The organism is Lysinibacillus fusiformis, from assembly GCF_003049525.1.
Taxonomy (GTDB): domain Bacteria; phylum Bacillota; class Bacilli; order Bacillales_A; family Planococcaceae; genus Lysinibacillus; species Lysinibacillus fusiformis.
Genome location: NZ_PYWL01000010.1, coordinates 54,254 through 67,584, shown reverse-complemented (window position 1 = coordinate 67,584; position 13,331 = coordinate 54,254). Strand labels below are relative to the sequence as shown.

The window sequence follows — 13,331 nt, the reverse complement described above, 5'->3', positions numbered from 1 at the left end:
TTAACCCCCTTAGTGGTTGCCCAAAGATTTAGGCTCAATTTTTTGGAATTTCTTATCTTCAATTTGTGATATATAAGCCATTTGGTGGCCAGGGAAGTTCTTCATGCGCCAGCCATCCATATTACGATTCCCTCCATACATTGGGTCAGAATAAGCACCCTCTAATGTAGCGGCTCGTAACAGTGTAAAGAAGAATGCTGATTGTACACCAACCATTTCAACTTCACCCTTTTGAAAGGCTGTTAAAATTTCATCGATCTGTTTACCATCCAAATCGTTAAAGCTCTTCTTAAAACGTTTTTGCGCCTCATCGTCCATTTTTTGAATGCCCTGTCTGAAAATTTCAGCTCGCGTTAGGCGGCTTTGATAGCCTTGAGTAGGGGAACCTACATCAAAAGGGCCTTGCATATATTCCTTAGAATTACTCCCGTAATTTCCTGCTAATTGATGATCGATAAAATAAGGGACATCCAATCCTATAGCACCTGGCCCTAAATCATCTTCAGGAAAAATGCGTTCTGTAGCCTTTGATAAAATACTGAAATCTCTTTCATTTCTAAAAAACATTTTTGCTTTTGGCGAACCAAGAGCCTCATTTGTAGTACCGTGTCCATCATGCTCCAGAGTAGAAGTACCTTTACCATTGATGTTGTAGCCTACTAGTCCTCCAATTAATCCACCGCCGACTAATGTACCAGCAGCAATACCAGTTGTCTTTAAAAAGTCACGACGTGAAACATTGTTCTTATCTGAACTCATCGTAATCCTCCCCTCAAAATGTTTTGAATCTATCCTATTTCTAATAATCAGCAAAAAATGTGAATTATAATCAATTTTTGTTGGGAAAAGTTTTAATTTCATCCATTAAAGCCAATGAATTTTGTCTACCTATAGCAAAAGATACCGATAAGTTAAAAAAATGTAGAAAATTGTTAGCACTATAGCGATAGGGTAAATGGTATTATTATACATTAATTAATCTTATTGGAAAAGTTTTATTGACTTCTCCTTTTGCTGACTTTACTCTGAAAGTAATGCATAAATAACTGAATTTTATAGCTAAAAATGGAAGAAGTGAGTAAAAGGAATGTGGATAAAAGGAATTGGCGGTAAATTAGTCGTTGCCATTATAGCTCTTGTATTTGTGACATGTGGGACACTGGGACTGTCTACTTGGATAAATAGTACGAAGGCAATGAATGAGCAAGTGGAATCAAACTTGGTATCTAGAGCTGAGGATGTTTCACAATACATAGAAGAACACTTTCAATTAACGTTAGTAGAGGTTGAGGCAATAGCAGAGCAAGAGGCAGTACGTAGTATGGATTTTGACAAGCAAAAACAATATTTATCGAAACGTCTTGCGGATAATAAAAATTATCTTGGGTTTGGCATTATTAAAGCTGACGGAATCGCTCATTATTTGGATGATACTACTGCGGATTTAGGTGATCGTGATTATGTAAAGGAGGGCTTTACGGGTAAATCCGTTATGTCCGAAATTACGATTAGCCGCGTAACCGGAGAACCTGTTATTTTAATTGTCTCTCCAATCGACACAGTATCAGGTGAGAAAGCATTACTACTAGCTCGTATGGATGGCTATTATTTGTCCAATATTGTAGAGGATATTAAAGTTGGAAACAGTGGGTATGCATTTATGTTAGACGCTAAAGGAACCATCATTGGCCATAATAATCATTCCTATGTGAAAGAGCAAAATAACCCCATCAAGGAAGCAGAAGAAACAGGTGTAATGACAGGGAGAGCATTGGCTGCAAAAGAGATGATTGCACATAAAAGCGGTTATTTTTCATTTGAAACAGAGGATGCAGGTACAAACTTAATGGGCTACCATACACTTGATAATGGTTGGAAAATGGGCGTTATTGCTTTAGAAAATGAGATGTTTTCAGGGCTTTCTAAGCTCAAGACTAATTTTATAGTCACAACTATTATTGTTTCGTTACTAGGGCTATTTATCTCATTTGCTATTTCACGATCTGTTAGTAGACCACTTCGTCATGTTCTCCGTATTAGCGAAGGCTTATCAGAGGGAGACTTTACACAAGAGATTCCTGAGAAGTATTTGAAACGTATTGATGAGATGGGGACAATGTCGCGTGCATTGGATCGCATGACTGTAAATATGCGAGAAATGATAGCAAAAGTGAGCCATGAAGCGACAACTGTGAATGAAGCTTCATGTGATTTAATGGGAGATGTAATGGCTGTAACAAAACATTCTAAACAAATAGCAGGCGCTATCAATGAAATAGATAGAGGAGCACAAAGCCAAACTGTGATGGCAGAGGAAAGTGCTTCTGCTATGGAGCAAATGGCACTAGGTATACAAAATGTAGCTGAAGTAGCTTCAACTATTGCCTCAAATACAGATTTTATTTCCCAGAAAATTAGTGAAAGTAATGATGCTGTCCAGCAATCAATCTGTCGCATGAATGAGATTCAGGAAGGGACAAAGGCTGAGCTGATGATTATTCATAAATTAGAAAAAGAGTCAGAGGAAATTAACTTAATTTCTAATATGATTGCAGCTATTTCTGATCAAACAAATTTATTAGCACTCAATGCATCTATTGAAGCTGCACGAGCCGGAGATGCTGGTAAAGGCTTTGCCGTTGTGGCAGAAGAGGTTCGCAAGTTATCAGAGCAAACAGCCGAGTCTGCTACTAAAATTAATGTGTTAATTGAGCGTGTTCAATCGTACACATTAGAGGTGGTGAAGGCAGCAGAATTAGGTGAAGATAATGTGGAACGAGGATTAGCATCCATTGAGGCAGTGGGTGAACGCTTTGAGGAAATAGTTCAAGCTGTTGGAGAAATAGCTGGCCAAGTTGAAGAAATGAATGCCTCTGCTGAACAAATGTCTGCCAATACAGAGGAAGTTTCAGCGTCTATGGAAGAAATGGCTGCCACAGCACATGCTGCAAGTGATTATGTGCATGAGGTAACAGATGCTACAACAGAACAGTTAAATACAGTTACAACGATGAATGATCAAACTGAAAAACTATCAGCAATGGCCAAACGATTATATGGGGCCATTCAAAAATTTAAATATTAAAGAAAGAGGAGCTGTCATAATTGGACAGCTCCTCTTTTGTTAGCCTTATTAAACGTTTTGCATAGCTTCTAGAAGTTCTTCTTTAGAAATAATACATTCGCCGCCACCTTGCACCATTTGATCACTTCCGCCACCCTTACCATTAATGAGCGGTAATGCCTTTTCGGCAATAGCCTTCATGCTTTTAGATACATGTTTCCCTCTAGCTGCAACGAACTGTAGCTTGCCTTCACTTTCAGAAACAAGCAAAGTGACCATATCTTCTTGTTCAGAAACAATCGTGCGAGCTAATTTTTGTAGTTCTTGCATAGTTCGTTGTTGAAAAGCAGCAGCAACAAGACCTGAGCTATTTGAAACGAGCGCTTTTGCTTCGTATGTTAGGAGCTCCTCTTTGGCTGCAACAAGTGCTTTTTCGGTATGTTTCTGAGCGCTTAGTATTTTAGCGAGGGCTGTAGCCGCTTCTACCTCAGGAACGCTTAGCTGGCGTGCCACATCACCTAATACTTTTTTACGCATAGCAAGTTCGTTTAAAACACGTTGACCACAAACGAATGAGACGCGCACATTGCCCTTCATTTTTTCAGTACCTAGAATTTTTATGGCATTGACCTGCCCAGTAGATGTTGGATGAGTGCCACCACAGCCGTTGTTATCATAGTCTGGAATGATGACAAGTCGAATATCTCCAGTTACAGCAACTTCTTTCCGAAGATTAAAATCGGACAGTTCTTTTTCTGTAATCCACGTAGTTTCTATCGGACGGTTTTCTAAAATGATTTCATTAGCTCGTATTTCGGCTGCTGTGAGCTGTTGTTCTGTCAAAGTATCGACAGCAATATCAATTGTGACATGCTCACTTCCTAGATGAAAACTAACCGTCTGAGCATCAAAAAGTTCTACAAATGCCGCTGTTAAAATATGCTGACCAGCATGTTGCTGCATATGGTCGAATCGCCTAGGCCAATTTAACGTACCGTGCACGAAGCCTTCCAATTCTGATACATTACCCTGCATATAATGGCGAATTTCTTCTCCGACTTTCTCTACATCTATCACTTCAATCCCATTCAATGTGCCAGTATCATGGGGTTGTCCTCCGCCAGTTGGATAAAATGCAGTATTAGATAACACAACATAATGACGACCAAATTCGTCGGTTTCTTTACTAAGAATATGAGCATCAAACTCACGTAACATAACGTCCTGATAATATAATAAATCTTTCAAGTAAAAGCCTCCTTTTTATGTAGGTACAGTTTACGCTAGGGTAGATTCTACTTTATTTTGGCATAATTACTTACAAGTGTATATGGCTTTTCTTGTTGACCCATGCTGAAATTGATTTAATATAGAAAGGAACAGCTAAAGATAAAGGAGCTAGCATTATGGAAATTACACAATTCTCAATGGAAGAAATTTTAGACCCAACCAATATTATAGAAGGGAAGCGTTACGAATTTATTTTAGATATTGAAATTGATGAAGAAGATGAGCTATTTCACGAAGCAGGTATTGAAATTCGTGTTCTTATTGGTGAAAAGGCAGATGAGCCATATATTTTAAATTACTTCATCATGGAAAAGGCAGAGGGTGAATACTTAGATTTTGCTTTAGAGGATGATGAACTAGAGGGAATTTTAGCATTTTGTAAAGAGGAAATAACAAAGTCATAAAACGAAACAGGTAGAGAGTATATTCTTTACCTGTTTTTTTATTTTGATGATGTAGAAGTCTGCTACCTACAGGAGCGCTTTATGAGCAAGGGATTTATGTCGGCTTGATCAGCATCGCATTGCTCAAAAATCTGGGGTGAATGGATGGACTTAAGGATTATGTAAGCTTAATGACATATTCGCGTAGAGTGTGTGGATTAAACTGAGTTTTAGGTTTCATTAATTCGGGCAGTTTAAATAGAGAGGTGCTTATATATGTCAACTTACACGCAATCCATTCTTATTGCATTTTTCATAACCATTATTTTATCATTTGTTCTTTTTATTCCATGGCTAATTTATACGTATCGAAAATATAGTTACTTGTCTATGTCGAAAACCATTATTATGTTCTCCTTTATTTTTTACTTTTTATCTGCACTCTGTTTAGTATTACTGCCATTCCCTTCTACAAGGGATACTTGCTCACTTCAATCGCCAGATACAGTCCATACAAATTTACGACTATTTCAATTTGTCGAGGATATTTTAAAGGACAGTGGCGTTGTCTTAAGCAATCCATCGACATGGCTTGCTATCACAAAACAGCAAGCATTTTATCAAGCATTTTTTAATTTCCTATTATTAATGCCATTCGGTGTGTACTTGCGTTATTTTCTTCAAGAAAGAAGGTACTGGAAACGTGCATTTATAATAAGCTTTTTGCTAACATTGTTTTATGAGATCACACAAAGAACAGGTATTTATGGCATTTTTAATTGTGCCTACCGCATATTTGATGTGGATGATTTATTGCTAAACAGTGTAGGTGCATTATTAGGCTTCTTTTTAGCTCCTATCGTGTGGGCACTATTTCCTTCTCATGAAGAGGTCGAGGCTAAAGCTGCGGAAATGGAAAAAAAGGATATTGTAAAACCAATATCCATTTTACTAGCATTGGTTATTGATTTATTTATCGTACAAGTAATTTTGTTCATTATCGGCGCTCTAACGGGTTATAGTGGCACTTTTGAGTTCTTAGTTGTCATTGCACTATACATGACTATCTTTGGCTTCATACCAAGTATAATGAATGGCGCAACAGTAGGTATGAAAATTATGCGCTTTACCATGGTCAATAAGAAAGGCAAAAGTATAGTAAGGCAATCATGGAGACGCTGTGTAGCGATTGTTGCGACCGTATGTCTATTAGAGGCCATTTCAACAGTTGGTGATATTCAATTAGATATGGATTCACCATTTTATGTTCTGCAAATTGTCATTTCTTTACTAGCCTCATTAGGAGGTTTTGCACTTACAATGATAATAGCTATTCATGTTATACGTGTCATTGTTAGCGGAGGAAAGCGTCGTTTGTATATCGACCATTACGCAGATTTAATGGCAACAAGGAAAAAATAAGGGGGCAAGTGGAATGAAATACGTCATCATTGGGGGAGATGCTGCAGGGATGTCTGCAGCTATGGAAATCTATCGTAATGTACCAGGAGCGGAAATAACTACTTTAGAACGTGGCTTTATTTATTCATATGGACAATGTGGATTGCCATATGTTGTAGATGGTCGTATTTCATCAACCAAACGATTGATTGCAAGAGATGTTGAAACTTTTCGAGGTAAATATGGCATCGATGCACGAGTTGGCTATGAGGTAGAAAAGGTAGATGTAGAGAAGCAGGTTGTTTCGGGGATACAGGCAAATGGCGAAGTATTTGAAATTTCCTATGATAAGCTTCTTATTGCAACAGGGGCAGATCCAGTTGTACCTGTTAAAAAAGGTGTCGAACTAGAAGGTATCCACACCGTAAAAACAATTCCTCAATTAGAAGACTTAATGGCTGATTTAACGCCTGATATTGAACAGGTAACTATTATTGGTGGCGGCTATATCGGCTTAGAGATGGCAGAAACATTACATGCCTGTGGGAAAAAGGTAAGACTTGTCCAACGAGGAAGCCATGTGGCAAAAATTTTAGATGAAGAGCTTGCCCAACATGTTCATGAAGAAGCAAAAAAGAACAATGTAGAGCTATTATTAAATACAGATGTAGAAGCTTTTGAAGGGAATAAACGAGTGGAAAGGGTCATCACAAATAATGGTGTCTTGGAAACAGATTTAGTCATCGTTGCTTCAGGTATTAGACCCAATACAAAGTTTTTAGAAGGTACTGGTATAGCTTTTGCAAAAAATGGGGCTATTATCGTCAATCGACATTTAGAAACTTCGGTGGAGAATGTTTATGCGGCAGGAGATTGTGCCACTCATTTTAATATTGTGAAGGAGCGCATAGATTATATACCTTTGGGGACAACTGCCAATAAACAGGGCCGTCTTGCGGGTCTTAATATGTCAGGAAAGTTTGCACCGTTCAGAGGCATTGTGGGGACATCTATTTTAAAATTTTTCAACTTAACAATTGCTACCACTGGTATAAATGAAAGCCATGCGAAAGAGCTTGGCTTTGATTACGAGGCCTTTAAATTATCAGCTCGCCATATTGCAGGCTATTATCCAGGTGCACAACGTATGTACATTAAGGTAGTTGTACGTAAACGAGATCAGTTGCTATTAGGTGCACAAATTGTTGGGCCAGCGGGTGTTGATAAGCGTATTGATGTGTTTGCAACCGCATTGTATAGTAAAATGACATTACCAGATTTGCTAGATTTAGATTTAGCTTATGCACCGCCATTTAATGGCGTATGGGATCCTTTACAACAGGTGGCAAGAATGAATGGACGTTTATAAATAGGAGGTAGAGAGCAATGAGTATTTATGATATTAACGTGACGTTAGAAGATGGTACTGACTATAGCCTAGAGCGTTATAAAGGAAAGCCGATGTTAATTGTCAATACTGCCTCAAAATGTGGCTTTACACCTCAATTCGAGGAATTAGAAGGTCTCTTTGAAAAGTATCAGGAAGAAGGTCTTGTTGTACTAGGTTTCCCGTCCAATCAATTCAAGCAAGAGCTGGCAACTGCTGAAGAAGCCGCTTCACAATGCCGACTGGAATATGGGGTAACCTTCCCAATGCATAAAATCGTTAAGGTGAATGGTAAGGAAGCACATCCGATTTTTGATTATCTCACTTCACATTCTAAAGGTTTTTTAGGCAACAGCATTAAATGGAATTTTACTAAATTCTTAGTGAATCGAGATGGCGAGGTTGTTGGACGCTACGCATCGGCAGATAAACCAAGTAGTTTTGAAGATGATATTAAAAAAGTTTTAACCTAATAGTTAGAAGGATTCATGCACAGACTGTGTATGAATCTTTTTTTTATCAATTAAGCAAAAAAGGCAATGTATTTGGATAACACATATTAATTTATTGAGAATAGATGATTTAAGGTTGCTGTAAGCTTGCGACAATTTTACTGTAAGTTTGGGGGCGTATACTAAAGTCAGAAAGAAGAGGAGGAGCGTATATGACGCCATTATTACAGGTACAAAACGTTGAGAAAACTTACGGCAAGGGCGCTAATACTTTTACAGCGTTATCTAATATATCATTTGAAGTAAATAAAGGTGAATTTGTGGGCGTAATGGGTCCTTCAGGGGCTGGGAAATCTACGCTTCTTAATGTATTAGCTACGATTGATACACCGACGACTGGTGAAATCATAATTGGTGATACGAACTTAGCGCGTATGAAAGATGCTGAATTGGCTGATTTTCGTCGTGATAACTTAGGATTTATATTCCAAGACTATAACTTACTTGATTCTTTAACGGTACGTGAAAATATAGTCTTGCCGTTGGCTATTGCAAAAATGCCAACAAAGGCTATTAGCGCTAGAGTTGATCGTATTGCCTCATTGTTCGGCATTAGTGATTTATTGGATAAATATCCTTATCAAATATCGGGCGGGCAAAAGCAGCGTACAGCATCGTCACGAGCTTTAGTGACAGAACCGAAATTAATCTTTGCGGATGAGCCTACAGGTGCACTTGATTCAAAATCAGCAACCGATTTGCTGGAAAGTTTAAGTGATTTAAATCAAACACAGGCGGCAACCATTATGATGGTTACTCATGACGCTTTTGCAGCGAGCTTCTGTCAGCGCATACTATTTATTCAGGACGGGCAGTTATCCAAGGAAATTCATCGTGGGACTCTAACAAGGAAACAATTTTTCCAAGAGATTCTACAGGTGCTGTCAAGCATCGGGGGTGGAGTAAATGACGTTATTTAGTTTAGCGCGTAAAAATATTCAACGTAATCTATCCAACTATTTTTTATATATTGCCTCAATGGTATTCAGTATCGTCATTTACTTTACATTTGTGACACTGAAATATAATGATGATCTTTCAGCCTTAAAACAATCCTCTCAGCAAATTAAAGGATTGATGAGTGCATCATCTGTTGTTTTATTGTTCTTCATTGTCATCTTTATGGCCTATTCTAATTCATTTTTTATGAAGAAACGGAAAAAGGAAGTAGCACTCTATTCACTATTAGGTGTGCGTAAGCAAAAGATTGGTCTCATGCTGTTTTTCGAGAATCTAGTCATAGGGTTAGTTTCTCTAGTATTGGGCATCGGTTTAGGATTCTTTATGTCTCAAGGATTATTAATGATATTAGTCCGCTTAATGGGGTATGAAATTGTTGGAAGCCTAACATTTTCGGTAGAGGCACTGTTGAATACAGCAGTCATTTTTACAATACTGTTTTTATTTACGTCGTTACAGGGCTATCGTGTTATTTACCAATTTAAATTGATTGACTTATTTCATGCAGAAAAACAGGGTGAGCAAATTCCACGTGCCTCTTTAGTAGCTGCTGTTTTAGGAACGGCGCTTATCGCATTTGGTTATTATACAGCTTCCTCTGATATGTTTACGAGTGAAATTTGGCGATTCTTTACGGTTCTAGGCACGCCACTAATGGTCATCGGCGTAACTATCGTCGGGACATATCTTTTATTCCATAGTGTAAGTGTCTTTGTGTTAACAGCTTTAAAAAGAGCGACATCTTGGTCATGGAAAGGGTTAAATTTAATCGGAGTTTCCCAGTTATTGTATCGTATCCGCGCAAATGCTAAGTCATTGTCGATTATTGCCATTTTAAGTGCAACGACAATTACAGCAGGCGGTGGCGTCTTTGGTATGTATTATAATGCAGAAGCATCTGTACGTCAGATGCTGCCCAATACATTTATGTGGAAAGGCGATCCCGTCGAGTTTTCACAGAAAGACGTTATCTATCATGAATCACTGTCTGTGAAGAATTTACGTGTCGATAATGAATTTTCATTTTTCGAATATACATTACTTAAGGAATCTGATTATAATCGTTTAGCAAAATTACAAGGTAAGGATCAAAACCTGCATATTGCTGGTGGATCGGCCGTGCTGCTGGACGCAGCTTATGATGAACGATTTTCACATGACTTTACTGGGGAAGATTTCAAACTGAAAAATGGTGATTCCTTCCATGTGGAAAAAATGTACACAGAGAGCGTTCTTAACTTTATTCCGGCGGGGACTGTACTTGTCGTGAATGATCAAGAGTTTGCTGCGACTAATGCAGAAGAGGTAAAGATGCAGGCTATTGGTTTAGACAATGATTTGAAACAACAGGCCGTGTCAAAAGACATAGTCAAGCAATTGTCGACAGAACAACAAGAATCTTTCTCTAGTGTTCCACAAAGCTATGAGGATAGTATAGCCACAGTAGGTGCATTACTGTTTGTTGGTAGCTTCCTTGGACTAGTTTTCCTAGCGGCAACAGGAAGTATCATTTATTTCAAAATCTTAACGGAAGCCGAGGAAGATCAGGCGAAATATGCGATTTTAAATAAAATTGGTGTAAACAGTAAGCAAATCTTAAAGACTGTAGCCGGACAAGTGGCTGTCATCTTTAGTGCACCGCTGATCGTAGGTATTGTGCATAGTGCATTTGCGTTACTAGCATTTTCACAGTTATTTGGTATGAATATTACGAAGCCAGTCATATTATGGATGATTGCGTATTCTGCTATTTATTTCATCTATTATATATTTACTGTACGTTCGTTCTACAAAATTGTAAGACAGGGGAATTAATATGAAAAAAGTATTTTTCGGAATAGGTGCATTGCTTATCTTATTCGTAGCAGGGTTAGTTGTATTGATGACTGTAGACTTTAACCGTTTAAATAAAGACACTTATTATGTCCATATTACGGCTGATGGTGAGGTAGAGGAGTATAAGGCAAGTAATGGTGAAATTTTTAAAATGTATTGGTATGAGCTGCCTGCCTACAATAAAAATGGGGAAGAAAAAACATTAAAATTCTCCGCTCACAAAAATTTACGCCATGATGCTTATTTAAAGCTTTATGTCAAAAAAGAAACAGAAGTCTCTTCCTATGATGAGGTGAAATTCCACGAGTTACCGAATAAAGCGCAAGATCAAATGAAATAGCAAAAAGGAGCATCCACTAGTCAAACTAGGGCTGCTCCTTTTTTAAATAAATGGTAACGGTGGTACCCTTACCTTCTTCTGAAGTAATAGTAACAGTACCTCCATGGGCTTCAATAATATCTCTAGCAATGGCGGTGCCTAAGCCGGTACCAACTGTATTATCCGTATTTGTACCGCGGTAATAGCGCTCAAAAATATGCTCTAAATCCTCCGCGGAGATCCCTTTGCCATTATCCGCTATCGTAATGGAGTCTTTATCGATAGATACATGGACAGATACATCAGGCGTGTTGTGAAGTAGGGCGTTGTGTAAAAAGTTCATGATAGCTCTGCGCATAAAATGTTCGTCAATGAGATGGTGATAGTTTTCTGAGGTTGCTTCAAACTCTATATTGGCAAGTTCAAACTGTGGGGTATTTAATGTATCAATCACAATCTCACGAATAAACGGTACCATGTTGACGTCTTGTAGAGTGAGCGGTAGTTGCTGATGTCTTAAGCGCATCGTTAAATTTAAGTCATCGAGCAACTCTTGCATATGCAATGACTGTTTCTCGATAATCTGAGCATACTCGGCCTGTTCTTGAGAGGTGAGTGTCTCGTCGTCTAAAAGCTCTGCATAGCCACGAATAGAGGCAAGCGGTGTTTTCATATCATGAGAGACATTGCTAATCCATTCCTCACGCATCACTTCAAGACGTTTGCGTTCCTGCTCATGTAAAGCTAGTTCTCTAGATACTTCATTTAAATTTTCAAAAACAGTTTTATATACACCACCAGGTGTTTTAACTGACTGATGCTCATGGTTTTTTAAATGACGAATGCGTTCTATCAAGGCATAGAGAGGCGTCGTTAGCGTACGACCAAATAGCCAGCCAACCAATGCAGCGACTATTAAATCAGCAATAACAATGAATAATCCGAATTTACCAGCAAACTGCAACAAAGAAGGGCCAGAAATATGCATGACTAATCTTGCAACATTACTCCCTTTAATGCCAACAAGATAACTAACCTCATCTTTGACACCAACATAAACTGTCGTATCAGCATCAAATTCTTTATATTTGTACACTTGTATCAAATCAATGGGTTTGTAATGGGAAGGTGCTTCTTCTGGAGCAAATTGAGAACCAATGACTTGACCATTCATATCAAGTAATTGAATCCAAGCATTTCGCTGATGCAACTGTTCGAGTCCTTCTGTACTTATAGAAGCTGCTCCATTTCCTATTTCAATGTACTGCTGAAAATTCCGTACGAAGTCTTCTTCTTTCGATTCAGTAGCTCCATGAGAATCATTAATAAGTCTATATGACAGGAGCCCCATGAGAATGGCTGTATTGACGAAAATAACGATGATCACAATGGATAGAACAGAAAAGAGGAAGCGTGCGGTCAATTTCCACTTCATCCTTGCGCCTCTTTTGGTATGACGAACTTATACCCAAGGCCTTTTACAGTTGTGATAAAAAAAGGTTTAGAGGCATCCTGCTCAATTTTTTCACGCAGACGTCGAATATGCACCATGACTGTATTATCAGAACCGAAAAAATCCTCTCCCCAGACACGCTCAAAAAGAGTCTCTTTACTTAAAATGCGATTAGGGTTGTTCATAAAACATGCCATTAAACCAATTTCCTTAGCCGTTAACTCCAATAAAACCCCATCCTTGTGTACTTCAGTTTCATCAGCGTTAAGCTGGAAGGGTCCAACTTGTATCGTTTTTTCTGAAATGCTCAAAATTGTATCGTGTGTTTGATAGCCAGCTCTACGTAACTGTGCCTTTACACGGTAGGCAACTTCCTTAGGGCTAAAGGGTTTTGTAATATAATCATCGCCTCCAATGGCAAGTCCTAAAATTTTATCAATTTCTTCATTTTTAGCAGACATGAAGAGCACGGGTACATGCGATACTTCGCGGATTCGTCTACATAAATCATAGCCTTCCCCATCAGGAAGCATGACATCTAGAAGCACAATATCGGGACTTGTTTGCTGAAAGCTTGTCCAAGCATCCTGAATGGAGCCAGCTGTATAAATTTGTTTATAGCCTTCTTTTTGCAGACTTACCTTTAGAAGATTAGCTAAATCTACCTCATCATCGACTACTAATATGGTTGGCTCTTGCATTTATTCACACAACCTTTCTTTTAAT

At 38.4% G+C, this 13,331-nt stretch carries 12 protein-coding genes; 8 read left to right on the top strand and 4 right to left on the bottom strand.

Features of this window, described 5'->3' with window-relative positions; genetic code table 11:
* Positions 1–9 precede the first annotated feature (9 nt).
* Positions 10–759, bottom strand: a complete 750-nt coding sequence (locus C9J29_RS18610) for a gluconate 2-dehydrogenase subunit 3 family protein (protein WP_036148186.1) — start codon at positions 757–759, stop codon at positions 10–12.
* 328 nt (positions 760–1,087) lie between these two features.
* Between C9J29_RS18610 and C9J29_RS18605 the strand changes: the two genes are divergently transcribed.
* Positions 1,088–3,085: a methyl-accepting chemotaxis protein gene (locus C9J29_RS18605; protein WP_089986896.1), complete on the top strand. Its 1,998-nt coding sequence runs from the start codon at positions 1,088–1,090 to the stop codon at positions 3,083–3,085.
* A gap of 48 nt (positions 3,086–3,133) precedes the next feature.
* Here C9J29_RS18605 and C9J29_RS18600 read toward each other — a convergent pair whose 3' ends face one another.
* Positions 3,134–4,312, bottom strand: a complete 1,179-nt coding sequence (locus C9J29_RS18600; protein ID WP_089986897.1) for an alanyl-tRNA editing protein — start codon at positions 4,310–4,312, stop codon at positions 3,134–3,136.
* A gap of 158 nt (positions 4,313–4,470) precedes the next feature.
* On the opposite strand from C9J29_RS18600, the gene C9J29_RS18595 reads away from it, so the two are divergent.
* The 7 genes from C9J29_RS18595 (at position 4,471) to C9J29_RS18565 (ending at position 11,173) form a co-directional block, all read left to right on the top strand.
* Positions 4,471–4,758 (top strand): DUF6509 family protein, encoded by a 288-nt coding sequence (locus C9J29_RS18595; protein WP_107922591.1) that lies wholly within the window; start codon positions 4,471–4,473, stop codon positions 4,756–4,758.
* 255 nt (positions 4,759–5,013) lie between these two features.
* The gene (locus C9J29_RS18590; protein WP_089986899.1) at positions 5,014–6,159 is read left to right on the top strand and encodes a VanZ family protein; all 1,146 of its coding nucleotides are present in this window, start codon (positions 5,014–5,016) and stop codon (positions 6,157–6,159) included.
* Positions 6,160–6,172: 13 nt separating this feature from the next.
* Complete coding sequence (locus C9J29_RS18585) at positions 6,173–7,507, top strand: FAD-dependent oxidoreductase (RefSeq protein ID WP_089986900.1); 1,335 nt, start codon at positions 6,173–6,175, stop codon at positions 7,505–7,507.
* Positions 7,508–7,524: 17 nt separating this feature from the next.
* A complete protein-coding gene (locus C9J29_RS18580) occupies positions 7,525–7,998 on the top strand; it encodes a glutathione peroxidase (RefSeq protein WP_089986901.1) in 474 nt (157 codons plus the stop codon).
* A gap of 191 nt (positions 7,999–8,189) precedes the next feature.
* A complete protein-coding gene (locus C9J29_RS18575; RefSeq protein WP_036122233.1) occupies positions 8,190–8,957 on the top strand; it encodes an ABC transporter ATP-binding protein in 768 nt (255 codons plus the stop codon).
* Positions 8,944–10,812 (top strand): FtsX-like permease family protein, encoded by a 1,869-nt coding sequence (locus C9J29_RS18570; protein ID WP_089986902.1) that lies wholly within the window; start codon positions 8,944–8,946, stop codon positions 10,810–10,812. The genes C9J29_RS18575 and C9J29_RS18570 overlap by 14 nt, the downstream gene beginning before the upstream one ends.
* 1 nt (position 10,813) lies before the next feature.
* Positions 10,814–11,173: a YxeA family protein gene (locus C9J29_RS18565; RefSeq protein ID WP_089986903.1), complete on the top strand. Its 360-nt coding sequence runs from the start codon at positions 10,814–10,816 to the stop codon at positions 11,171–11,173.
* A gap of 25 nt (positions 11,174–11,198) precedes the next feature.
* Here C9J29_RS18565 and C9J29_RS18560 read toward each other — a convergent pair whose 3' ends face one another.
* Together C9J29_RS18560 and C9J29_RS18555 are read right to left on the bottom strand one after the other, a co-directional pair.
* Entirely contained in the window at positions 11,199–12,587 is a 1,389-nt protein-coding gene (locus C9J29_RS18560) for a sensor histidine kinase (protein WP_090003020.1), read from the bottom strand.
* A complete protein-coding gene (locus tag C9J29_RS18555; protein WP_089986905.1) occupies positions 12,584–13,306 on the bottom strand; it encodes a response regulator transcription factor in 723 nt (240 codons plus the stop codon). The genes C9J29_RS18560 and C9J29_RS18555 overlap by 4 nt, the downstream gene beginning before the upstream one ends.
* Positions 13,307–13,331 lie beyond the last annotated feature (25 nt).